Raw genomic sequence first — 22,552 nt, 5'->3', positions numbered from 1 at the left:
GCCGTCTTTTGCCGTATCGCTTACTCCGCCGCCTTGGCCAGCGGCGGGCGGCGGTCACCGGGGCGGCCGTCGTCCGGGCGCCGCCGGCGACCGAACGGCCAGAGCCGCCGCAGCGCGGCGATCATGTTCTCCCGCAGCATCAGGGCGCAGGGCGTCACGATCAGCGTCAGCACCGTGGCGAAGCTCAGCCCGAAGGCGATGGCGGTGGAGAACCCGCCCCACCACTGGGTTGAGGGGGCGCCGACGGAAATCTCCCGGCTGACGAAGTCCAGGTTGACCTGGAAGACCATCGGCATCAGGCCCAGCACCGTCGTCACCGTGGTCAGGAAGACCGGCCGCAGGCGCTGGGCGCCCGTGCGCAGCAGCGCCTCGCGGGCGCTGGGTGTCGTCCTGTGCAGACGGTCGTAGGTGTCGATCAGGACGATGTTGTTGTTCACCACGATGCCGGCGAGCGAGATCACGCCGATACCGGTCATGACGATGCCGAACGGCTGGCCGGTCAGCAGCAGCCCGATCAGCACCCCGACCGTGGACATGATGACGGCGGAGAGGATCAGGGCGGTGCTGTAGAAGCTGTTGAACTGCGCGATCAGGATGACCGCGATCAGGAACAGGGCCACGGCGAAGGCCTGGGTGAGGAAGGCACTGCTCTCCCGCTGTTCCTCGTCCTCGCCCTTGAAGGTCAGGGTGACCGTCGGGTCCGGCGGGTTGGCCTGCAGCCAGGCCTGCAACTCCAGCAGCTTGTCGGAGGCGAGCACGCCGGGGGGGACATCCGCCTTCACCTCCATCACCCGCTTGCCGTCGGTGCGGTTGATGACGCCGACCGTCGGGTGCGGTTCGCGGGTGACGAAATTGCTGATCGGCACCAGCCCCTGCGCCGTCGGCAGCCGGATCAGGTCGAGCTGGTCGAGCGAGCGGTAGTCCAGCGGATAGCGGGCGACGATGTCGATCTCGTCCTCGCTATCGTCGGGCCGGTAGGTCTCCAGGATCAGGCCGTTGGTGACGAGGCGGACGGCGTCGCCCACGGCCGAGACGTCCAGGCCGAACTTCGCGGCCTGACCGCGGTCCACCGCGATCTGCCAGTCGATGCCGGGCAGGGGACGGCTGTCCTCGATGCCGACGAAGCCGCCGACCGCCTCCAGCCCCCGGCGCAGATGCTCCACCGCGGCCGGAAGCCTGTCGGAATAGACCGAGGACAGTTCAACCTGGATCGGCTTGCCGACGGGGGGGCCGTCCTCCTGCTTGCGCGTCTCCACGAGGATGCCGGGCAGGTCCGCCGTCCGTGCCTGGATGTCGGCCAGGATGAGGTCGGCCGGGCGGCGCTCGTCCCAGTCCAGGAACTGGATATCGACACGGCCGATCACGTCCTCGGCCTGATCGCCCATGATGCCGCCCCCGCCGCCGGTGCTCTGCCCGATGGTGCGGGTGTAGACGCTCTTGAACTCGCCGCTGAACTCCAGGACCCGCTCCTCCACCTCGCGGACAAGCTGGTCCTTCTCATAGACCGACATGTTGCCACGGGCGTGGACCATGACGGTCGCCACCTGCGGCTCGGATTCGGGAAAGAACTCCACGCCGTTGCCGTGGGTGGCGTAGTAGACCCAGACGGCGACCAGCCCGGCGAAGCCGGCGCCGACCACCTTGCCGGGATGGTCGAGCGCCCGGTCCAGCAGGCGGACATAGAAGCCCGTGAAACCGCGCAGGGTGCACAGGTCCCCCGATTCGCTCGCCGCCAGCGCCTTCATCAGGGCCGGGTCCGTCTGCCCGGCATGGCCGAACACCGATCCCAGCGTCGGGATGAAGATCAGCGCCATCAGGATCGAGGCGGAGAGTGTGGCGATCAGCGTGATCGGCAGGAACTTCATGAATTCGCCGACCATGCCCGGCCAGAACAGCAGCGGGGCGAAGGCGGCCAGGGTTGTGGCGGTGGAGGTGATGATCGGCCAGGCCATGCGCTGCGCGGCGAGGCTGTAGGCCTCGCGGGGGCTCAGCCCCTCCGTCATCTTCCGGTCGGCGTACTCGTTGGTGATGATGGCGCCGTCGACCAGCATGCCGACGACCATGATCAGGCTGAACAGCACGATGTTGTTGATGGACAGGCCCATCACCATCAGCACCAGCAGCCCGGTCAGGAACGAGCCCGGAATGGCCACGCCCACCAGCAGCCCGGCCTGCACGCCCAGGGCGGCGATGCAGACGATCATCACCAGCAGGATGGCGCTGATGAGATTGTTGGTGAGATCGGACAGCATCATCCGGATCTCGTTCGACTGGTCCTGGGAGAAGCTGACCGCCACCGCGGCGGGCCAGGTCCGCTGCGCCTCGGCAACGGTGGCGCGGACCTTCTCGATCGTGTCGATCACGTTCTCGCCGGTGCGCTTCACCACCTCCAGCGCGATGGCGCGCTCGCCATCCACGCGGGCGAAGCTGGTCGGGTCGCGGAAGGTGCGGCGCACCTCCGCCACGTCGCGGAAGCGCACGGCGCTGTCGCCGCTGACCTTGATCGGCATGTCCAGGACGTCGTCCACCGTCTCGAACAGCCCGGGCACCTTCACCGCGAAACGGCCGGCACCGGTGTCCAGGTTGCCCGCCGCGACCAGCCGGTTGGAGCGGCTGAACAGGGTGATGACATCGTTGGGGTTCAGCCCGTAGCTCTCCAGCAGCATCGGGTCGATGACGACCTCGACCAGTTCCTCGCGGTCGCCGCTGACATCGACGGAGAGCACTTCGCTCAACCCCTCGATCCGGTCCTCCAGATCGCGGGCGAGCCGCAGCAGGGTGCGTTCCGGCACGTCGCCCGACAGGGTGACGACGATGACCGGGAAAAGCGAGAAGTTGACCTCGCTGACCCGTGGCTCGTCCACCCCGTCGGGCAGTTCCGGCCGGGCCAGATCGACCTTCTGGCGCACATCGTCCAGGGCCGTGTCGGCGTCGAACCCCGCTTCGAACTCCAGCACCACGTTCGCCCCGCCCTGGTAGGCGGTGGCGGTCATCTCCTTGACGCCCTCGATGGTGCGCACCTCCTGCTCGATCGGGCGGACCAGCAGGCGTTCGGCGTCCTCGGGGGAGATGCCCTCGTAGGTGACGGAGACGTAGATGATCGGAATGTTGATGTCCGGCGCGGCTTCCTTCGGCATCGTCGCATAGGCGCCGACGCCGCCGACCAGCAGCAGCACGAACAGCGCGATGACCATGCGGGAGCGGCCGATGGCCCAGCCGATCAGGGCGCTCACGAGACACCTCCCGGCTGGCTGACGGGCTTCACCTTCTGGCCGGCCACGACGAACTCCTGCCCGACGGTCACCGCCGTCGCCGTCCGGGGAAGGCCGTCCACCCAGATGCCTGCCGGATCGCTGGACAGGATCCTGACGGGAACGAAGCGCACGATGTCGTCGGCATCGACGGTCTTCACGCCGATGGTGCCCGCATCGTCCAGCGTCAGCACGGCCGGGCTCAGCCGGTGCGCCATCTGCTGGGCCACCGGCAGGCGCAGCGCGCTGGTCAACCCGTCCACGATGGTGCGACCGGCATTCGGCGCCTCCACCTCCACGCGGAAGGTGCGGGCGTCGGGGTCGGCCGCGGCAGCGATGAAGGTGATGCGCCCCTCCACCTCGTCGCCGGACAGGGTACGGGCATGGGCGATGCCCCCCAGGGACAGGTCGCGGACATGACGCTCGCCGACAAAGGCGACGAACTTGATCGGGTCCAGGTCCACGATGGTGGCGATCGGGTCACCGACATCGACGAAGTCGCCCAGTTCCACCGGACGCTTGTCCACGATCCCCTCGAACGGGGCCGTGATCTCCGTCTTCTCAAGGGCGAGTTCCGCCGCCTTGACGGCGGCGAGGGCCGCTTCGTAGGCGGCCTTCGTCTCGGCCCGGCGGATTTCGGAACTGAATCCCTGGTCGGCCAGCCGGCGGGCGGCGTCCCATTCGGTCTTGCGCAGGGCAACTCTGGCCCGGGCCTCCTCCAGATCGGCCCGGCGTGCATCCACCGCGATCCGCACCAGGGGCGCTCCGGCCGTGACGGCGGCGCCGCGCTCGGCCAGAATGGCGTCCACCCGGCCGCGGACCTCTGCCTTGATGGCGACGCTGCGATAGGCCTGGCTGCGGCCGTTGACCACGACCTCGCTGGTCATCGGCTCCGCCTCCAGCGCGGCGACGCGGACAGAGACAAGCTCGCGCGCCTGCTGCGTCGCCGTGGCGGGCAGCGCATCCTGCGCGGCTCCTCCACCGAACTGGCCGGAGGCCATCCAGACCACGGCGACAAGCGTGATCGTCAGAGCAACGACATAGGACCGCTTCATTCCCTCCCGCCCCGCGGCGGGTGGATTCCGCCGTCCTCTCAATCAGGTTGTCGCGCGTTCATTCTGCCACCTTCGTCTGGAGACGGATGCCCTCCAGCAACTGGTGCCGGTGCTCCTCCAGGTAGGCTGCCGCAGCGCGATGCATCGCCAAACCTAGGCCATGTACGAACTTCTCGCCAGGAGGGCTGTGTGCTGCATCGCAACTTTCGCGCCGCTCCATGTCCTCGATGAGACGCTCATAATCTTCGATGCGGTCGGTCAGAATCCGTTCCAGATGCCGCGACGGCATCAGATGGCTGAACAGGATCATGAACATGAAGTCCGACCGGAGCCGGTCCGGGGCCGGATGCCGCAGCACCGCCTGGCACAGCACCTGGCGGCCGGCCGCGGTGATCCGGTAGACCTTCTTGTCAGGCCTTGCGTCGGTTCCGTGCTGTGCGATGGAAATCAATCCATCTTCGAGCAGTTTTCGTAATGCCGGGTAGATTGAACCAAAGCCAGCATCACTGAAATTGCTGAAAGGTCCTTCCTCGAACTCCTTCCGGATTTCGTAGCCGGAGGCGTCGCCGCGACTCAGCACGCCCAGACAAAGTGTCTTAACATCGATCATTTCTGCACGACCAGCGTCGGGATTTGACCTGACCATACAAAGCATACTGATATGGTCAAGTTGCCTATCGACATGGCACAAGCTGCCTATTGGCATGGCATATGACGGGACGGGGCAGGGTCTGCAAGGGCCACTCCCGCCCCGATCGGGCTGGACAGCTTCGCTGCAAGGGACGGTTCGCTGCGTCGTCAGGCCTTGCGGCCGATGCAGAGGCGGGCGTGCAGGCGCACCGGGACCATGCCGTCGGGACCGGCAAGATCGCGGAAACGCCGCTCCGCTGCCTGTGCGACGGCTGCCAGCCGCTCCGGCGGCTCTCCCGCCAACCGGGGAGCGAAACCCATGTCCAGGGTCGGTGCCCAGAAGGGGCGGCCGGCGGGCACGCTGTGGTCCAGCCGCAGCGGCTGCTCGTCCGTCACCTCCAGCCCGCCCTTCGAGAGGGTGGCCGCGAGGCTGCCTTCGGCCGCGAAGCGGAACAGGACCGGCATGCCCGCCTCCAGGTCCGGCCCCAGCACGGTATCCACGGCGGTGGCCAGCTCCCGGAACAGGGTGTTCTCCTCTGCCGGTCCCCAGACGATGAATCCGGCGACGCCGCCGGGCCGCAGCACCCGCGCCACTTCCGCGGCAGCCCGCACGGCGTCGGGAACGAACATCAGCCCGAAACGGCAGGTCACACGGTCGAAGCTTCCGGCGGCGAAGGGCAGATGCTCCATGTCCGCCAGGGAAAAGTGCATGGCGCCCGTGCCGCGCTGCGCCGCCCGCCGGCGGGTGCCCTCCAGCATGGACGCGACCAGATCGGTGGCGACCACCAGCCCGTCAGTGCCGACGAGGGCTGCTGCCGACAGCGCCGGCTCCCCCGTTCCGGAGGCGAGGTCGAGCAGGCGATGCCCCGGCGCGAGCCCGACAGCCCGCAGCAGCGGCTGGTTCATGCGGTCGGCAGGTTCGGCCATCCGGTCGGCCCAGCGGTCCCACGCATCCGCACTCCGGTCCCAGCGGACACGTTCGGTCTGCCTGTCGGGGTGGGCAGAGCAGGTTGTCATGGGGTCAGTGCAGGGTGCGGTCGCGTCCGGACGGTATCGGCGGCCCGCCGACATCGCCCACGCGGTCGTCGAGCGCTCGCATCTGTTCGACAAGGCGCTGATTGGCTTGGGCAAGCGCCTGAATTTGAAGCCGCGCCTCCTGAAGCTGGCGCTGCTGCTGCACCTGCGCCTCGGAAAGCTGCCGGATGGACTGGATCTGGCGCGAGGAGACCTCTTCCAGGCTCCGGCGCAGCGTTGCGCTCATGCCCAGGCAGAAGACGGCGAGCAGGGCCCCGAAGCCCAGTCCGCCGACCAGTGTTGCGACAGCGACAACCGCCACCCAGTCCATGAGCCCTCCCGCGGGGCACTCTGATGCGGCGCCGACGGGCACCGCCTGGAGCAGAGGTGGGAGGGGAAGGGGCAGATCGGAAGACCGTCCGCGGCAATTTTATGCAGTCCACCGCGGTGCGGACCGTTCCCGGACGCGAGCGGGAGCACCGTTCAGGGGGGATGCAGGCTCAGCGGGCAGGTTCCAGGTCGCGGGTGCGGGCGGTCGGCTCCAGCTTCGCCAGGTGCTCGCCGAAGGCGTTCAGCACCGGCAGGAACTGATCGAGCTGCTCCCGCACGACATGGGCATCCGTCTTCAGGATGATGGACGGGGAGGAGGCCATGAGCCGCTCGGCCCGGAAGGGCCCGATGCGGTCGTCAAGGAACATCGTCAGACCCATCAGCATGCCCAGGTTGACATCGTCGGGCTTGCCGGAGTCGGCCAGAACGTCATGCAACTGCTCCAGCAGGGCATACATGACGACGGCGGTGCGCTCCAGCGTGTCGTCGTAGGCGTTGTCGTTCGGGGGAGCAGACTTCGTGGCCATTGTCCGATTCCGTCAGCGCCAGTCCGGCAGATGAGCAAATGTAACCGGCGGGCGGTAAGCAAACCGTTAAGAACCGGACGCTCCTCGGATGCCGATCCCGGCCGTGGTCTTTCGGTCGAGGTCCCCCCTGGCCATCCTTGACTGAGGTCCGGGCAGGGGGGGAGCCTTCAGTACGGCACGGCCGGCGGATGCATGACCGCGGCGGGGCGGGTGCGCCCAAACCTCCGGTGGTCGCGCCACTCCGGTCGGGCTAGTATCGCCCTCCGATCCCGCGTACCTCCGACGACGCCCATGACCTCGAAGCGGACCAGTGGCAAGTACTACAGGTTCGACGACCTTTCGATCCTGGTTGCCGACGACAACCGCTTCGTCCGCTCCATTCTCGTCACCATCCTGAAGGCGCTCGGGGTGGGCAAGGTGATCCAGGCCGACAACGGGGAGGAGGCGATGGCCGTCCTTGAGGTGTCGGCCCAGATGCAGCTCGACGTGAAGGAGGTGGACGTCATCTTCGCCGACCACCTGATGGCACCGGGCGACGGGCTGGAACTGCTGCGCTGGATCAGGACCCACGAAAGCGACAAGGTGAAGTTCCTGCCCTTCATCATGATGAGCGGCGAGGCCGATTACCGCTCTGTCACCGCGGCGCGCGATGTCGGGGTGACGGAGTATCTCGCCAAGCCGATGTCGGTTCTGAACGTCGCCTCGCGTCTGCTGGCGGTCATCGACCGGCCGCGGCCCTTCGTCCGGGCACCGGGCTATTTCGGCCCCGACCGGCGGCGGCAGACCCTGCCCTTCGACGGGGCGGACCGGCGCGTCATGACGGAAGAGGGCATCCGGCTCGTGGACGAGGGGGAGCACGTCGTGGTGGAGCGCCGGGCGGAGGAAGAACCGGGCGATGCCCCGCAGCAGGAGACCGAGGCATGAGCACCGACAAGAAGCCGCATGTCGAGATCATCCGGCGGCCGAACAGGCTGCGGGAGAAGGTCGGGGGATCGGCCGACGGCAAGCCCGGCCGGATCGACCCGGCTTCGCTGGAACGCGCCCACATCCATGTCTCCCGGATGGCCGATGCCCACAAGGCGCAGACCCGCATCGACCTGACGGATCTGCATGACGCCTTCAACACGGCGATGGCGGACGCGGAGAACCGGCCCGCCCATCTGCGCCGCGTCTTCAAGATCTCCGAGGGCATCCTGGCCCTGGGCAAGACCTTCGGCTACGACCTGCTGTCGGAGTTCGCGCACAACCTCAACAGCTTCCTGGTCGAACTGGAGAATCCCTCGCAGGCCCAGCTCACGGTGATCGCCCTGCACATCGACGCGATGCACGCCATCGTGCGCGACGACATCCGCGGCGACGGCGGGGAGCTGGGACGGGCCCTGTCGCAGTCGCTGGCCATCGCCCGCGCCAAGCTGGTCGCGCGGAAAGGCTGACCCTCCGTCCGAAAGGGCTTGAGGCACGCCGGGGGGCGTGATCCAAGCTGGACAGGTGCCGGCGATCCATCCCCGACCCGGAGGGTCCGGATCGCCGCCGGCTGCTGTCAGGCCCCTGCGGAGACTGCCATGACCCCCGATCTTCTGCCCTCTGCCGATGCGACACGGCGGGGAGCCCGCCGCTTCTGCGTCCTGCTCGCCATGGCGCTGTCGCTGTCCGCCTGCGCCGCCACGCCGTCCGGACGGCAGGCTCCCGCCGCCCGGGCGGAGCGGCCGGCCTGGACCCTGGCCGTGCATGGCGGGGCCGGCACCATGGACCGCGAGCGGATGGGGCCGGAGACCGAGGCGTCCTACCGTGCGGCGCTTTCGGCCGCGCTGGAGCGGGGCAGCGCCGTGCTGGAGGCGGGCGGGTCCGCGCTGGACGCGGTGGAGGCCGTCATCCGCGGGCTGGAGGACGACCCCCAGTTCAATGCCGGCCGCGGCGCCGTGTTCACGGCGGACGGGCGGATCGAACTGGACGCCGCCGTGATGGACGGGGCGACGCTGAAGGCGGGGGCGGTGGCCGGCGTCACCGGGGTACGGCATCCGGTCAGCCTGGCCCGTGCCGTGATGGATCGGTCGCCGCACGTCATGCTGATCGGCGCCGGGGCGGAGCAGTTCGGCCGCGAGGCCGGGGTGGAGCAGGCGCCCCCCTCCTGGTTCTTCACCGAATGGCGCTGGCAGTCGCTGCTGCGTACCCTGCGCCAGCGCAGTCTGCCCCTGCCGCCGCGGCCGGCGGATGCGCCGCCGGAACCGACCGCCGATGCCGCCGCGACCTACCGGCCGGAGGACCGCAAGTTCGGCACCGTCGGCGCCGTCGCCCTGGACAGGCAGGGCCATGTGGCGGCGGCCACGTCCACCGGCGGCACCACCGCCAAGATCTGGGGCCGGGTCGGCGACGTGCCGGTGATCGGTGCGGGCACCTATGCCTCCGACCGCTCCTGCGCCGTCTCCGCCACCGGAACGGGGGAATACTTCATCCGGCTGGGCGTCGCCCGCTCGATCTGCGACCTGGTGGAACTGCGCGGCATGGGGCTCCAGGCCGCGGCGGACGAGGTGATCGGCCACAGCCTGACGGAACTGGGCGGCGACGGCGGCGTCATCGCCGTGACGCCCGACGGGCAGGTCGCCTGGAGTTTCAACACCTCGGGCATGTACCGCGCGCGGCAGGTTGCGGGCGGTGCCCCCGTCGTCGCCATCTTCCGCGGCGAACTCTGAGCGGAGAGGGGCTGCGCTGGACGGACCCGGTCGGACCTGTCCGACCGGGTTTCCCTCCGGGGCCGGGAAGACTCAGCCCTTCTTCGCGCGCGCCATCGCCTCGGCCAGTGCGGCCCCCAGAGCGCCCACCTGCGGCTGCGCCGCCGGCGCCTTGGCTGCCTTGGCGGGACGCTCCTCCCGCGCCGCGGCGGGGCGGGGCCGGTTGTCCGCGGAGCGCGGCGCGTCCGGCCGGCGGGAGGCGCCCGGCTGCCGTTCGGCCCGCGGCGCCTGCGGCTCGGCCCGGCGCGGGGCGGGCTGCTCGTCCAGCTTCATGGTGAGGGCGACGCGGCGGCGCTTCAGGTCCACCTCAAGCACCTTCACCTTCACGATGTCGCCCGCCTTCACCACGGCGCGCGGGTCCTTCACGAAGGTGTGGGAGAGCTGGGAGATGTGGACCAGCCCGTCCTGGTGGACGCCGACATCGACGAAGGCGCCGAAGTTGGTGACGTTGGTCACCACGCCTTCCAGCACCATGCCGGGCTGAAGGTCCTTCAGGTCTTCCACGCCGTCCTTGAAGGCGGCCGTCTTGAACTCCGGCCGCGGGTCACGGCCCGGCTTCTCCAGCTCGCGCAGGATGTCCGTGACGGTGGGGACGCCGAACCGCTCGTCCGTGAAGTCGGCCGGATCCAGCGAGCGCAGGAAGGCGACGTCGCCGATGATCTGCTTCAGGTCGCGGCCGGTACGGGCCAGGATGCGCTCCACCACCGGATAGGCTTCCGGGTGGACCGCACTGCCGTCCAGCGGGTTGTCGCCGTCGCGGATGCGCAGGAAGCCGGCCGCCTGCTCGAACGCCTTGGGGCCGAGGCGCGAGACCTCCAGAAGCTGCCGGCGCAGGCGGAAGGCGCCGTTGCTGTTGCGGAACTCCACGACGTTCTTCGCCACGCTCTCCGACAGGCCGGAGACGCGGGCCAGCAGCGGCACCGAGGCGGTGTTGAGATCGACGCCGACGCCGTTCACGCAGTCCTCGACCACGGCGTCCAGGGTGCGGGCCAGCTTGGCCGGGCTGACATCGTGCTGGTACTGGCCGACGCCGATCGACTTCGGGTCGATCTTCACCAGCTCGGCCAGCGGGTCCTGGAGCCGGCGGGCGATGGAGACGGCGCCGCGCAGGCTGACATCCAGGCCGGGGAACTCCAGCGCCGCCGTCTCCGAGGCGGAGTAGACCGAGGCGCCGGCCTCCGACACCATCACCTTGGTGACCTTCAGGTCAGGGTGCCGCTTCATCATGTCGGCGGCCAGCCTGTCCGTCTCACGGCTGGCCGTGCCGTTGCCGATGGCGATCAGCTCGACCCCGTGGCGCAGGCAGAGCGCGGCCAGCACGGCGATGGAGCCGTCCCAGTCGCGGCGCGGCTCGTGCGGGTAGATGGTCGTCGTCTCCACCAGCTTCCCGGTGGCGTCCACCACGGCGACCTTGACGCCGGTGCGGATGCCGGGGTCAAGGCCCAGCGTGGCGCGCTGGCCGGCCGGCGGGGCCAGCAGCAGGTCCTTCAGGTTCAGGCCGAAGACGCTGATCGCCTCGTCCTCCGCGCGGTCGCGGATGACGCCCATCAGGTCCAGCTCCAGGTGCAGGGCGATCTTGGTGCGCCAGGCCCAGCGGCAGGTGTCCAGCAGCCAGCGGTCGGCCGCGCGGCCGCGGTCGGCGATGGCGTAGCGGGCGGCGATCATCGTCTCGCAGACATGCGGCGTGCCCGGCGGCGGCTCCTCGCCGACCTCCATCTTCAGGTCCAGCACGCCGGCGGCGCGGCCGCGGAACAGCGCGAGCGCGCGGTGCGAGGGGACCTGCTTCAGCGCCTCGCCGAAGTCGAAATAGTCGCTGAACTTGGCGCCTTCCTCGCGCTTCTCCTCCACCACCCTGGAGACGACGCGGCCGTGCTCGTAGCAGTAGGTGCGCAGGCTGCCGACCAGTTCGGCATTCTCGCCCATGCGTTCCACCAGGATGGCGCGGGCGCCGTCCAGCGCGGCCTTCACGTCGGCGACGCCCTTCTCGGCATCCACGAAGGCGGCGGCTTCGGCCTCCGGCTGGCGCGACGGGTCGCCCAGCAGCAGGTCGGCCAGCGGCTCCAGCCCCGCCTCGCGGGCGATCATGGCCTTGGTCCGCCGCTTCGGCCGGTAGGGGAGGTAGAGGTCTTCGAGTCGGGTCTTGGTGTCCGCCTCGGTGATCTCCTTCTCCAGTTCCGGGGTCAGTTTGCCCTGCTCGGTGATCGACTGGAGGATCGCGGTGCGGCGCTCCTCCAGTTCGCGCAGGTAGCGCAGCCGCTCCTCAAGGGTACGGAGCTGGGTGTCGTCCAGGCCGCCCGTGGCCTCCTTGCGGTAGCGGGCGACGAAGGGAACCGTGGAGCCTTCGTCCAGAAGGGCGACCGCCGCTTCCACCTGCTGCGGGCGGACGGCAAGCTCCTGGGCGATGCGCTGGGCGATGCTGAGCATGGATCATTAGCCGGAAATAGGAACCGGGGGGCTGCATAGCGCAAGCCGGCCTCGTCTGCCAGAGGCGATGCGCCGCCCTGGGGTTCAACGATTAAGTAGTATCAAGGATTGTTAAGGTCGCCCCATCATCGCCATTAACGGGCGCTTAACGGGATCAGGCTATCAAGGTCTGGCAACTGTGGTTGCGTTTCCTCCCTAGTTGAAACTCCTGGCCCCGGCACCTCCTGGTTCCGGGGCTTTCTTTTTCCGACCCTGGGCCCGCCGCTTTCTGCCGGGACGGAGCGTCGTGCAGTTCGGGCTTGCGCAGGACCGGGGGGCGATCCCTAAACTAGGGGCATCCTCGTCGAGGGTGCCCGCCTTGCAGTTCGTTCTCCCATCCCTGCTCCTCCTGCTGACGCTGGGGGGCATCGGCGCCGTCCGTCCCCGCTCGCCCCGCACGGCGCTGATCGTCTATGGCGGCACCGCGGCCTGCTGCGCTGTGCTGGTGCTGGCCGCGCTGGTGCATCTGCTGGGACAGGGCGGCGTCTGGCGGATGCCGGTGCCCGTGGGCCTGCCCTGGCTGCGCTCCGAACTGGTGCTGGATGCGCTCTCGGCCGTCTTCCTGCTGATGGTGAACCTTGCCGGCGTCACGGCCAGCCTGTTCGGCTGGGGCTATGGCCGTGCCCAGGCCGGCAGCGGCCACGGGCTGGAACCGGGCCGCGTGCTGCCGGCCTTCCCGCTGTTTCTGGCGGGGATGAACCTGGTGCTTCTGGCCAGCGACGCCTTCCTGTTCCTGGTCGGCTGGGAGTTCATGTCGCTGACCTCCTGGCTGCTGGTGCTGGCGAACCACCGCGAGGCCGGCAACCGCGAGGCGGGACGCATCTATCTGATCATGGCGAGCTTCGGCACCATGGTGCTGCTGCTCTGCTTCGGCGTGCTGGCCGGCAGCGCCGGTGGCTACGGCTTCGACGACATCCGCGCCGCTCCCCATGACCCCCTCGCCGCCGGGCTGGCGGTGATGCTGGTGGTGCTCGGGGCGGGGTCCAAGGCGGGGCTGGCACCGCTGCATGTCTGGCTGCCGCTGGCGCATCCGGCGGCGCCGAGTCACGTCTCCGCCCTGATGAGCGGGGTGATGACCAAGGTCGCGCTCTATGCCCTGGTGCGGGTGCTGTTCGATCTGGCGGGCACGCCGGACTGGTGGTGGGGCGGGGTGCTGCTGGCGCTGGGGTCGGCGACGGCGGTGCTGGGCATCCTCTACGCCCTGATGCAGGACGAGATGAAGCGCCTGCTGGCCTATTCCACGGTGGAGAACATCGGCGTCATCTCCGTCGGGCTGGGGCTCGCCCTGGTGTTCAAGGCGGACGGGCAGCAGGGCGTGGCGGCCATCGCCTTCTCCGCGGCCCTGCTGCACGCGCTGAACCACAGCCTCTACAAGACGCTGCTGTTCTACGGTGCCGGCGCCGTGCTGACGGCGACGGGGCAGGGCGGGCTGAACCGGCTGGGCGGTCTGATCCACCGGCTGCCGCGGACGGCGCCCCTGGTGCTGGTCGGGGCTGCCGCCATTTCCGCCCTGCCGCCGCTGAACGGCTTCGCCTCGGAATGGCTGCTGTTCCAGGCGGTGCTCAGCGGACCGCAGCTCGGGCTGTGGGAGATGAAGGTGGCGACCATGGTCGTCGGCGTCGCCCTGGCCCTGGCTGCGGCGCTCACCGCCGCCTGCTTCCTGCGCTTCTACGGCATCGTCTTCCTGGGCCGCCCGCGGTCGCCCGCCGCGGCCCAGGCGCGGGAGGTCGGTCCCGCCATGCTGCTGGCGATGCTGCTGCCGGCCGCCCTCTGCCTGCTGGTGGGGGTGCTGCCGGGCAGCGTCCTGGCCCTGTTCGGTGATGCCGCCGCCGGTATGGTCGGCACCCCGATGGACAGCCGTGCCGGGACGCTGGCCTGGATGTGGCTGGCCCCCGCCGCCCCGGGCGACGGCTTCGGCGGCAATTCCTACAGTGGCCTGTTCGTCCTGGGCCTGACCGCGGCGCTCACGGTGCTGCTGCGGCTGCTGATCGTCCGCACTTCCGACGCCGCGGTGCGCCGGGGCGAGCCTTGGGGCTGCGGCCATCCCGACGTCGGTCCCGTGGCCCAGTACAGCGGCGACAGCTTCTCCCAGCCGCTGCGCCGGGTCTTCGCCGCCGGCGTCTTCGCCGCGCGCGAGCGGGTGGACATGCCCGAGCCGGGGGAGATGCGGCCGGCCCGGCTGGAGATCCGCAGCTCCGACCCGGCCTGGACCTGGCTGATCGACCCGCTCTGCCGTGCCGTCGGCTGGCTGGCGGACAAGGTCAACGGGATGCAGTTCCTGACCATCCGGCATTACCTGACCCTGATGTTCGGGGCGCTGGTCTTCCTGCTGACCGTCGTGGCGGTGGTGAAATGAGCGGGCAGGTCTCGGAGGCTGCACTCGCCGTTCTGTTCCAGTGCGTGCAGATGCTGGTGGTTCTGGCGCTCGCGCCGCTCTTGACCGGCGTGGTGCGGGGGATCAAGGCTCGGTTGCAGGGGCGGCGGGGGCCGCCTGTGCTGCAACCCTATCGCGCCCTGCTGCGCCTGACCCGGAAGGAGGCCGTGGTGGCGGAGAACGCCTCCTGGCTGTTCCGCGCCACGCCCTACATCGTCTTCACCATGCTCTGGCTGGCAGCCGGACTGGTGCCGACCTTCACGACGGCGCTGGCGCTGGCGCCGGTGGCGGACCTGATCGCGCTGGTGGCGCTGCTGACGACGGCGCGCTTCTTCACCGGGCTGGCCGCCATGGACATCGGCACCGCCTTCGGCGGTCTCGGCGCCTCGCGGGAGGCGATGATCTCCGCCCTGGCGGAACCCGCCATGCTGGCCGTGATCTTCACCCTGGCGATCCTGCTCCAGACCACCTCGCTGGCCGCCATCGTAGACGGCACGCTGGGGCAGGGGGTGGGGCTGCGCGTCTCCCTGGCGCTGGGGCTGATCAGCCTGATCATGGTCGCCATCGCGGAGGCCGGGCGCATCCCGGTGGACAATCCCGCCACGCATCTGGAGCTGACCATGGTCCATGAGGCCATGGTGCTGGAATATTCCGGCCGCCATCTGGCGCTGATGGAGGCGGCGGGGATGCTGCGCCTGCTGCTGTTCATGGCGCTGATCCTCTGCGTCTTCGTGCCCTGGGGCATCGCCCAGCCGGGCGACGGTCCGACCGCCTGGGCCATCGGCCTGGGCTCCTTCCTGGGCAAGCTGCTGGCGGCGGCCGTGGCGCTGGCCCTGTTCGAGACGACGGTGGCGAAGATGCGGGTCTTCCGCGTCGGCGAGTTTCTGGGCGGGGCGCTGCTGCTGGGACTGCTGGCGGCGATCTTCCTGTTCGTGTCCACGGCGCTGTAGAGGGTCCGATGGGTGAGATCGGCTACGACATGGCGCATCTGCTCGGGGCTTCGGTCCTGCTGATGAGCTTCGCGCTGCTCTACCAGCGCCGGCTGACGGCGCTCATCAGCGCCTTCGCCACCCAGTCCGTCTTCCTGGCCGCGGCCGCGGCGTGGCAGGGCTTCTTCCAGGACAACCCGCACCTCTACGTCACCGCCGTGATCGCCCTGCTGTTCAAGGCCCTGATCATCCCGCTGGCGCTGCTGCGCATCATCGAGCGGCTGGGCATCCACCGCACGGTGCAGCAGGCCATGGGCGTGGGGCCGACCATGGCGATCGGCGTCTCCCTCGTGACGCTGGCGCTCCTTCTCGTCCTGCCGTTGACGGCCGAAGCCTCCGCGCTGACGCGCGAGGGGCTGGCGCTGGCGCTGTCGGTCGTGCTGCTGGGCCTGCTGATGATGATCACCCGGCGCAACGCCATCGGTCAGGTGATCGGCTTCATGAGCCTTGAGAACGGCCTGATCCTGGCCGCGATCGGCGTCAGGGGGATGCCGCTGGTGGTGGAGATGCTGGTCGCCTTTGCCGTGATGGTCGCCTTCATCATCTTTGGCATCTTCTTCTTCCAGATCCGCGAGCGGTTCGACAGTCTGGATATCCATTACCTGGAGAGCTTCCGGGGCGAGGGGCGGAGGGAGTGATGCAGGTCCCGACCCTGATCCCCGGAATGCCGGGGGCCGAAATCCTGGCCCCTCTGGTGCTGGCCCTGCCGGTCCTGTTCGCGGCCGTCCTGCTGGCCGTGCCCGGCTACAGGGCCGCGGCGCGGATCAACGTCGCCGGATCGGGCCTGACGCTGGCGGCTGCCGTGGCGCTCGTCCTTCACCGGCCGGAGACGACGCCGCTGCTGCTGGTGGACGATTTCAATGTCTATCTGGTGCTGCTGACGGCCTTCGTCGGCTTCACCACGAGCCTGTTCAGTGCCGGCTACATCCGGCACGAGCTGGAGGACGGGCGCCTGTCGCCGCTGCACCTGCGCTTCTACCACGCCATGTATCAGGCGTTCATGTTCACCATGCTGCTGGCGCTGCTGGCGAACAATCTGGGCGTTCTCTGGGTGGCGGTGGAGGGGGCGACGCTGACGACGGTGCTGATGGTCAGCCTCTACCGCACCCATGCCGCCATCGAGGCGGCCTGGAAGTACTTCATCCTCTGCGGCGTCGGGATCGCGCTGGCCCTGTTCGGCACCATCCTGCTGTTCATGGCGGCGCAGCCGGTGCTGGGGGAGGGCGACGCTGCCATGTCCTGGTCGGCCCTGCTGCCGGCGGCGGCGCGGATCGACCCGGACCTGCTGGACCTCGCCTTCGTCTTCCTGCTGATCGGTTACGGCACCAAGGTGGGGCTGGTGCCGCTGCACGCCTGGCTGCCCGATGCGCATGCGGAAGGGCCGACGCCGATCTCCGCCGTGCTGTCGGGGCTGCTGCTGAACGTGGCGCTCTACGCCGTGCTGCGCTTCAAGATGCTGCTGGCCGCGAACGGGGAGGCGCTGGCGCCCGGACAGCTCATGATCGTGATGGGGCTGGGCACGCTGCTGCTGGCGGCGCTGATGCTGTACCGGCGGCGCGACATCAAGCGTTTCTTCGCCTACAGCTCGATCGAGCACATGGGCATCATCACCTTCGCCTTCGGCATGGGCGGCCCGATCGCCAACTTCGCCGGGCTGCTGCACATGACCCTGCACAGCCTGACCAAGTCGGCGATCTTCTTCGCCGTGGGCCATGTCACCCAGGCGACGGGGACGCAGAAGCTGGCCGACATCCGGGGCCTGACCGCCAGCCATCCGGCGCTGGGATGGGGTCTGCTGCTGGGCGTGGTGGCGATCGCCGGGCTGCCGCCCTTCGGCGTGTTCATGAGCGAGTTCCTGATCGCCACCACCAGCTTCGCCCGGGCGCCGTGGCTGGCGGCCGTCTTCGTGGTGGGTCTGCTGCTCGGGTTCGGCGCCCTGATGCTGCGCCTGCACGAACTCTGCTTCGGGGAGCCGACGGCGCCGCCGGGGCGGGCCGGCGCTGCCCTCGTGCCGCTCTACCTGCATCTGGCGCTGGTGCTGGTCGCCGGGCTCTGGCTGCCGGCGCCGCTGGTGGCGTGGTTCCAGACCGTTGCGACGCTGCTGGGGTGATGGCCATGGGCGACAACGGGCTCCTCGGGTTCCTGGACGGCATCGGGCGCCGTGTGGAGCGGCACCGGCCCTGGCCCCGGTTCGAGACGGACCGGGAGGGCTGGACCGCCCTGATCGACCGGCTGCCCTATGGCGGCTGGAGCCTTCTGGGCCTCTGGGCGGAGGCCGCCTGCGTCCACGCCGCCCTGCGCGACGAGGCGGAGGGCGACATCGCCGTCCTCTCCCTGGCCTGTCCGGAAGGGCGGTTCCCCTCGCTCTCCGCCGTCCGGCCGTCGGCGAAGCGGCTGGAGCGGGCGGTCCGGGACCTGACCGGGCTGGTCCCGGAGGGGTTGGACGACACCCGCCCCTGGCTGGACCATGACCGCTGGCGCCAGCGCCAGCCGCTGGGGACGGCGCCCGCCGGTCCGGCGCCGGCGGTGCGCACCTACGACTTCCTGCCGGCCGAAGGTCCCGGCCTGCACCAGATCCCCGTCGGGCCGGTGCATGCCGGCATCATCGAACCCGGGCATTTCCGCTTCTCCTGCCAGGGAGAGACGGTGGTGCGGCTGGAGGAGCGGCTGGGCTATGTCCACAAGGGGACGGAACGGCTGATGCGCGGCCGGCTGCCGGAGGAGGCGGCCCGGCTGGCCGGCCGCATCTCCGGCGACAGCACGGTTGCGTATGCCCTGGCCTTCGCGCTGGCGGTGGAGGCGGCGCTGGGGCTGGAGGTGCCGCCGCGGGCCCGGCTGCTGCGCGCCCTGATGGCGGAGCTGGAGCGGCTGGCGAACCACCTGAACGACATCGGCGCCATCTGCAACGACGCCGCCTTCGCGCTGATGCTGGCGGAAGGATCGACCCTGCGCGAGCGCGTGATGCGGACGGCGGACACCTGCTTCGGCCACCGCTTCATGATGGACCGGATCGTGCCCGGCGGCATCGCCGTGGACCTGAAGGAGGAGGGCCGGGCCGCACTCTACGACATGCTGGACGCGGTGCCGCGCGTGGTGCGGCAACTCGCGGCGCTCTACGACGGCACCTCCTCGTTGCTGGACCGGACGGTCGGGACGGGGATCGTGTCGCCCGCGCTGGCGCACCGCTTCGGTGCCGGCGGGCCTGTCGGCCGTGCCTCTTCCCGCGCCGCCGATGCCCGCCGCAGCCCCGGCTACGCGCCCTATCCGGACCTGGAGTTCGACGTGCCGACGCTGCCGCACGGCGACGTCAACGCCCGCATCCTGATCCGCTTCGCGGAGGTGGAACAGAGCATCCGCCTGATCCGCCAGATCCTGAAGCGGCTGGAGCCCGGCCCGGCCCGCGCCCTGCTGCCGGCGCCGGAGCAGCCGGCGGAGGGCATGGCGCTGGTGGAGAGCTTCCGCGGCGACGTGCTGTGCTGGCTGCGCCTGGGGGCGGGCGGGCGGATCGAGCGGGCGCATCTGCGCGATCCGTCCTGGTTCCAGTGGCCGCTGCTGGAGGCCGCGATCGAGGGCAACATCGTCGCGGACTTCCCGATCTGCAACAAGTCGTTCAACTGCTCCTATTCGGGCCACGATCTATGAGAGGCCGGTCATGTTCGGCGTGATCGCGCGCATCCTGCTGAAGGGGCCCCGCACCATCGCCGGGCCGGCCCCCGCCGACGCCACCGTCGAGGCGCTCGCCCGCCGGCTGGACACGGCGTCGCGCCGCCGGCTGGGGCGCAGCCTTGCCATCCGGCAGGTCGATGCCGGCTCCTGCAATGCCTGCGAGATGGAGATCCACGCGCTGAACAACCCGGTCTACGACCTGGAGCGCTTCGGGTTCAGCTTCGTCGCCTCGCCCCGGCATGCCGACGTGCTGCTGGTCACCGGCCCGGTCACGACGAACATGCGCGAGGCGCTCCTGAAGACCTGGGAGGCCACGCCCGACCCGAAATGGGTGGTGGCGCTGGGCCAGTGCGCCATCGACGGCGGACCGTTCGCCGACAGCTACGCCGTGGTCGGCGGGGTGGAGAAGGTGGTGCCGGTCGATCTCATGATCCCCGGCTGCCCGCCGCGGCCGGTGGACATCCTGGCGGCGCTGGTCGCCCTGATCGAGGCGGAAGCCCGCCCGCCGTCCCGCCCGGCCGCTTCCGGCACGCCTGCCGGTGCTCCGCGGGAGCGGCGGGAACCGACCCTGGACTGACGGTTCCGGCTCAGCGCAGCCGGGGTGGCGGCGGATCGTCCGGGTCCGGACGGCTTTCGGCCGTGGCGGGACGGACGGGGGGAGACGCAGCCGGCGCGTCCGCCGCCCCTGCTGCCGCCGCCGCGACGGGGCGACCGCCGGCCCGGCGGGCGCCGAGCGAGTCCAGAAGCTGTGTCACCGTCCGGTTCGCCGGGTCCACCCGCAGGGCGCGCTGGTAATAGATGCGGGCCAGATCCCAGTCGCCGCGCTGTTCCGACAGGCGCGCCCATTGCCGGTAGGTGGCGATGATCCGCTGCCGCATCTCCGCGACGGCGGGATGTCCGGGGGCTACCTCCATGATCGCGCGCAGCGTGTCCAGGGCGTTGTCGCCCCGCGGTGTGGTGAGGTGGCGGGCCGCGATCTGCTCCTGCGCCCGCTCCAGCAGGGGGCCGACAAGGGAGGTCTCGGATCGAGCGGCCTCTTCCTGAGTCTCCGCTGCTGGCGCAGGCGGTGCTGTCGGCGTCCGGACGGGAAGGTCGATGGCCGGTGGCTCGGGTGAGGGGGGCTGCAGAGGGGCTGCCGTTTCGGCATCCGTGACCGGGCGCGACTCCGCGGGCGGGGGCTCCCCGGCCGGTTCCGGCGCGTCCATCGGGGGCACCGGGGCCGTTCCGGCGGTGCGGGCGTCGTCGCCCGTTCCGTCGCGGCGCGGCCCGCTCACCGGCATTTCCGGGGAGGGCGGGGCCTCTGCCGTCTGGATGGATGGCGGGGCCGTGCGATCAGGGGCGGTCCACAGGCTCCTGTCCGCGCCGCCCAGCCACCAGGTTCCGGCGGCACTGGCCGCGGCCAGCAGGGCGAGCAGGAACCAGCCCCTGGAGCCTGCTGACCGGGGCGGCGGCTCCATTGCCGGCCGGCGCGACGGGCGCAGGGTGGTGGGCGGCATGCCCGTACCGCTGCGGTCCGGACGGGACGGGGGCATGCGGTAGAGCGTACCGACCGCCCGCAGAACCGGCATCAGGTCCGCCTGATGCAGCCGTCCCTCCAGCTCTGGGCTGCCGGACAGCAGGATCTGAAGGAAGTTGCCCTCCGTGCTCATCGACCCTGACAGTTCGACCAGATCCCGGAGCGTGTCGGGGGGAAGCCGCTCGGCCTCCTCCACCATCAGGATGCCGGTGCCGGCCTGATCCAGCCGCGTCTCCAGCAGATCGACCAGCGCGTCGAACTGTCCCTCGCCCGGGGGGCGGCCGTCCAGCACGGCACGGCCGGCGACCTCGATCAGATCCTCGACCGTGACGCCGGGGCCGGCGCCGACCGTCAGCACCAGGGACCCGTCCGTCTCGACATGACGGGCCAGCCGTGCCAGCAGGGCGATCCGGTCGCCGGGGGTCTCTCCGACCAGGGTCAGCAGGCGGCGGCGGCCGATCAGGGCGAGCAGCAGGCCGTTGAAGATGGCGTCGGCATCAAGCTCCGGTCCGGTCTCATCGGGCTCGGCGGCAGCCAGTGATCCGCTTCTCATGGTCGCGGCCGGTCCTTTCGCGGACATCCGTGGTCATAGAGGCGGCAACGGTCCCCGAGGGGGAAAGGTTGCGCTGCACCCATGGACGATACCGGATTGCCGCCACACCGCTGTCTGCGCCTTCGGACGGGCGGCAGTCCCGGAAGGGGGGGATCCTGCCGCCGGGGGCGGTATCAGAGGGGTGGATCGGCCCTTCCGGCGACCCAGGTCCGGCGGACTTCGAGCGTACCGTCCAGATGGACGAGATCGGCCCTGAGACCGGGGCGGAGACGGCCGATCCGGTGTCCCAGGCCGAGGGCGTCCGCGGGGGCCGCGGCGGCCAGGGCCAGGGCCTCGGACAGCGGCACACCGACATGGCGGACCATGTTGCGCACCGCCGACGCCATGTCGAGCGCGGAGCCGGCGAGCCGGCCTTCCGCCGTGACGCAACGGCCCCCCTCGACCCGGATGCGCTCCCCGCCCAGGAGATAGTCGCCGGGGGCCTCCGCCCCCACCGGGGGCATGGCGTCGGTCACCAGCACCAGCCGGTGCCGCTTGACCCGCCAGGCCAGCCGGACCGATGCCCAGTGGACATGGTGCCCGTCCGCGATCAGGCCGCACCAGACGTCATCATGGTCCAGGGCAGCGCCGACCAGCCCGGGTTCCCGGCTGCCGAGCTGGCTCATGGCGTTGTAAAGGTGCGTCACCCCGCTGGCTCCCGCCTCGAAGGCGGCGCAGGCATCGGCATGGGAAGAGTCGCTGTGGCCGAGAGCGACGATGGCGCCTGCCGCCCGGAACCGCCGGATGCCGTCCGGTCCCACGATCTCCGGCGCTACGGTCACGAGCACCCGGCCCGACCGTGCGGCGCGCTCCACCAGGGCGAAGTCCGCTTCCGTCGGCGGCACCAGCACCTCGGCCGGATGCACGCCACGCCGGCCGGGGAACAGGTGAGGCCCTTCCAGGTGAAGGCCCAGGATCGAGGGATGCCCCATCGCCCGCGCCGCGTCCAGCGCTGCGACCGCCGCCGCGCGAACGGGCGGACGGTCGCTGATGAGGGTGGGCAGCAGGGCGGTGGTGCCGGACCGTCGGTGCGCCGCGGCCACGCGGGCGAAGGCTTCCGGCGACGGGTCGTCGTTCAGCAGTACGCCGCCGCCACCGTTCACCTGAAGGTCGATGAAGCCCGGCGCCAGGGTGCCGCCGCCCAGGTCGATCCGGCGCAGCGATCCCGGCAGCTCCCGCTCCGGCAGCAGGGCGGCGATGCGCTCGCCCTCCACCACGAGGGCATGACCGGCCAGGGGACCATCGGGGCTTTCCAGGGTGGCGTTGACAAGGGCGTACATGCGCCGTCTCCCGTCCGGGCGGCAGTCTGGGGGGAGGCGATCAAAGCCCCGCGGGCGCACGGATGCAAGCGGCAGCCGGAACTATCCACAGCGTCGGCACGCTGGTCCGAGTCGCGCCGCCGGACCTTCCGGTCCG

The 22,552-nt window shown here is 70.4% G+C and carries 18 protein-coding genes; 9 read left to right on the top strand and 9 right to left on the bottom strand.

Annotation, left to right across the window (positions count from 1 at the left end):
- Positions 1–20: 20 nt before the first annotated feature.
- The 6 genes from RC1_RS06830 to RC1_RS06805 all read right to left on the bottom strand — a co-directional run bounded on the left by RC1_RS06830 (position 21) and on the right by RC1_RS06805 (position 6,807).
- Complete coding sequence (locus RC1_RS06830; protein ID WP_012566621.1) at positions 21–3,233, bottom strand: efflux RND transporter permease subunit; 3,213 nt, start codon at positions 3,231–3,233, stop codon at positions 21–23.
- Complete coding sequence (locus RC1_RS06825; protein WP_012566620.1) at positions 3,230–4,306, bottom strand: efflux RND transporter periplasmic adaptor subunit; 1,077 nt, start codon at positions 4,304–4,306, stop codon at positions 3,230–3,232. Before RC1_RS06825 ends, RC1_RS06830 begins: the two co-directional genes overlap by 4 nt.
- Before the next feature lie 58 nt (positions 4,307–4,364).
- Complete coding sequence (locus RC1_RS06820; protein ID WP_012566619.1) at positions 4,365–4,916, bottom strand: PadR family transcriptional regulator; 552 nt, start codon at positions 4,914–4,916, stop codon at positions 4,365–4,367.
- Between the two features lie 188 nt (positions 4,917–5,104).
- Entirely contained in the window at positions 5,105–5,863 is a 759-nt protein-coding gene (locus RC1_RS06815) for a class I SAM-dependent methyltransferase (protein ID WP_083759260.1), read from the bottom strand.
- A gap of 94 nt (positions 5,864–5,957) precedes the next feature.
- Positions 5,958–6,281, bottom strand: coding sequence for a hypothetical protein (locus tag RC1_RS06810; RefSeq protein WP_012566617.1), 324 nt, complete (start codon positions 6,279–6,281; stop codon positions 5,958–5,960).
- Positions 6,282–6,450: 169 nt separating this feature from the next.
- Positions 6,451–6,807, bottom strand: a complete 357-nt coding sequence (locus tag RC1_RS06805) for a hypothetical protein (protein WP_012566616.1) — start codon at positions 6,805–6,807, stop codon at positions 6,451–6,453.
- A gap of 291 nt (positions 6,808–7,098) precedes the next feature.
- On the opposite strand from RC1_RS06805, the gene RC1_RS06800 reads away from it, so the two are divergent.
- The 3 genes from RC1_RS06800 to RC1_RS06790 all read left to right on the top strand — a co-directional run bounded on the left by RC1_RS06800 (position 7,099) and on the right by RC1_RS06790 (position 9,497).
- Positions 7,099–7,731: a response regulator gene (locus tag RC1_RS06800; RefSeq protein ID WP_012566615.1), complete on the top strand. Its 633-nt coding sequence runs from the start codon at positions 7,099–7,101 to the stop codon at positions 7,729–7,731.
- On the top strand, positions 7,728–8,240 hold the full coding sequence (locus RC1_RS06795; protein ID WP_012566614.1) for a hypothetical protein: 513 nt from the start codon (positions 7,728–7,730) through the stop codon (positions 8,238–8,240). Before RC1_RS06800 ends, RC1_RS06795 begins: the two co-directional genes overlap by 4 nt.
- A 129-nt stretch (positions 8,241–8,369) precedes the next feature.
- Positions 8,370–9,497 (top strand): isoaspartyl peptidase/L-asparaginase family protein, encoded by a 1,128-nt coding sequence (locus tag RC1_RS06790; RefSeq protein ID WP_234703841.1) that lies wholly within the window; start codon positions 8,370–8,372, stop codon positions 9,495–9,497.
- Between the two features lie 72 nt (positions 9,498–9,569).
- Here the strand turns inward: RC1_RS06790 and RC1_RS06785 are convergent, their stop codons facing one another.
- Positions 9,570–11,960 carry a Tex family protein gene (locus RC1_RS06785; RefSeq protein WP_012566612.1) on the bottom strand — a complete coding sequence of 797 codons (2,391 nt, stop codon included), beginning with the start codon at positions 11,958–11,960 and terminating at the stop codon, positions 9,570–9,572.
- Positions 11,961–12,309: 349 nt separating this feature from the next.
- Between RC1_RS06785 and hyfB the strand changes: the two genes are divergently transcribed.
- The 6 genes from hyfB to RC1_RS06755 are packed head-to-tail and all read left to right on the top strand — an operon-like array spanning position 12,310 to position 19,605.
- On the top strand, positions 12,310–14,355 hold the full coding sequence (gene hyfB, locus RC1_RS06780; protein ID WP_012566611.1) for a hydrogenase 4 subunit B: 2,046 nt from the start codon (positions 12,310–12,312) through the stop codon (positions 14,353–14,355).
- Positions 14,352–15,323, top strand: a complete 972-nt coding sequence (locus RC1_RS06775; RefSeq protein ID WP_012566610.1) for a respiratory chain complex I subunit 1 family protein — start codon at positions 14,352–14,354, stop codon at positions 15,321–15,323. The genes hyfB and RC1_RS06775 overlap by 4 nt, the downstream gene beginning before the upstream one ends.
- Before the next feature lie 8 nt (positions 15,324–15,331).
- A complete protein-coding gene (locus tag RC1_RS06770; protein ID WP_012566609.1) occupies positions 15,332–16,000 on the top strand; it encodes a hydrogenase-4 component E in 669 nt (222 codons plus the stop codon).
- Positions 16,000–17,472 (top strand): hydrogenase 4 subunit F, encoded by a 1,473-nt coding sequence (locus RC1_RS06765; protein WP_234703840.1) that lies wholly within the window; start codon positions 16,000–16,002, stop codon positions 17,470–17,472. The genes RC1_RS06770 and RC1_RS06765 overlap by 1 nt, the downstream gene beginning before the upstream one ends.
- A 5-nt stretch (positions 17,473–17,477) precedes the next feature.
- Positions 17,478–19,004: a hydrogenase large subunit gene (locus RC1_RS06760; protein ID WP_041786138.1), complete on the top strand. Its 1,527-nt coding sequence runs from the start codon at positions 17,478–17,480 to the stop codon at positions 19,002–19,004.
- A gap of 10 nt (positions 19,005–19,014) precedes the next feature.
- Positions 19,015–19,605 (top strand): NADH-quinone oxidoreductase subunit B family protein, encoded by a 591-nt coding sequence (locus tag RC1_RS06755; protein ID WP_012566606.1) that lies wholly within the window; start codon positions 19,015–19,017, stop codon positions 19,603–19,605.
- Positions 19,606–19,615: 10 nt separating this feature from the next.
- On the opposite strand, the gene RC1_RS06750 is transcribed toward RC1_RS06755, so the two are convergent.
- Positions 19,616–21,097 carry an AAA family ATPase gene (locus tag RC1_RS06750; protein ID WP_012566605.1) on the bottom strand — a complete coding sequence of 494 codons (1,482 nt, stop codon included), beginning with the start codon at positions 21,095–21,097 and terminating at the stop codon, positions 19,616–19,618.
- 173 nt (positions 21,098–21,270) lie between these two features.
- Entirely contained in the window at positions 21,271–22,416 is a 1,146-nt protein-coding gene (nagA, locus tag RC1_RS06745; RefSeq protein ID WP_012566604.1) for an N-acetylglucosamine-6-phosphate deacetylase, read from the bottom strand.
- Positions 22,417–22,552: the final 136 nt, after the last annotated feature.

The organism is Rhodospirillum centenum SW, from assembly GCF_000016185.1.
Classification (GTDB): Bacteria; Pseudomonadota; Alphaproteobacteria; order Azospirillales; family Azospirillaceae; genus Rhodocista; species Rhodocista centena.
Note: the sequence above shows the minus strand (reverse complement) of the source record. Positions and strands in the feature narration are given on the sequence as shown.

What these genes read in the sequence shown, in the direction of transcription:
- RC1_RS06800 (WP_012566615.1), top strand. Translation starts at nt 7,099, where the DNA reads ATGACCTCGAAGCGGACCAGTGGCAAGTACTACAGGTTCGACGACCTT.
- RC1_RS06810 (WP_012566617.1), bottom strand. Translation starts at nt 6,281, where the DNA reads ATGGACTGGGTGGCGGTTGTCGCTGTCGCAACACTGGTCGGCGGACTG.
- RC1_RS06765 (WP_234703840.1), top strand. Translation starts at nt 16,000, where the DNA reads ATGCAGGTCCCGACCCTGATCCCCGGAATGCCGGGGGCCGAAATCCTG.
- RC1_RS06785 (WP_012566612.1), bottom strand. Translation starts at nt 11,960, where the DNA reads ATGCTCAGCATCGCCCAGCGCATCGCCCAGGAGCTTGCCGTCCGCCCG.
- nagA (WP_012566604.1), bottom strand. Translation starts at nt 22,416, where the DNA reads ATGTACGCCCTTGTCAACGCCACCCTGGAAAGCCCCGATGGTCCCCTG.
- RC1_RS06795 (WP_012566614.1), top strand. Translation starts at nt 7,728, where the DNA reads ATGAGCACCGACAAGAAGCCGCATGTCGAGATCATCCGGCGGCCGAAC.
- RC1_RS06825 (WP_012566620.1), bottom strand. Translation starts at nt 4,306, where the DNA reads ATGAAGCGGTCCTATGTCGTTGCTCTGACGATCACGCTTGTCGCCGTG.
- RC1_RS06770 (WP_012566609.1), top strand. Translation starts at nt 15,332, where the DNA reads ATGGGTGAGATCGGCTACGACATGGCGCATCTGCTCGGGGCTTCGGTC.
- RC1_RS06805 (WP_012566616.1), bottom strand. Translation starts at nt 6,807, where the DNA reads ATGGCCACGAAGTCTGCTCCCCCGAACGACAACGCCTACGACGACACG.
- RC1_RS06750 (WP_012566605.1), bottom strand. Translation starts at nt 21,097, where the DNA reads ATGAGAAGCGGATCACTGGCTGCCGCCGAGCCCGATGAGACCGGACCG.
- RC1_RS06755 (WP_012566606.1), top strand. Translation starts at nt 19,015, where the DNA reads ATGTTCGGCGTGATCGCGCGCATCCTGCTGAAGGGGCCCCGCACCATC.
- RC1_RS06775 (WP_012566610.1), top strand. Translation starts at nt 14,352, where the DNA reads ATGAGCGGGCAGGTCTCGGAGGCTGCACTCGCCGTTCTGTTCCAGTGC.
- RC1_RS06815 (WP_083759260.1), bottom strand. Translation starts at nt 5,863, where the DNA reads ATGGCCGAACCTGCCGACCGCATGAACCAGCCGCTGCTGCGGGCTGTC.
- RC1_RS06760 (WP_041786138.1), top strand. Translation starts at nt 17,478, where the DNA reads ATGGGCGACAACGGGCTCCTCGGGTTCCTGGACGGCATCGGGCGCCGT.
- RC1_RS06790 (WP_234703841.1), top strand. Translation starts at nt 8,370, where the DNA reads ATGACCCCCGATCTTCTGCCCTCTGCCGATGCGACACGGCGGGGAGCC.
- RC1_RS06820 (WP_012566619.1), bottom strand. Translation starts at nt 4,916, where the DNA reads ATGATCGATGTTAAGACACTTTGTCTGGGCGTGCTGAGTCGCGGCGAC.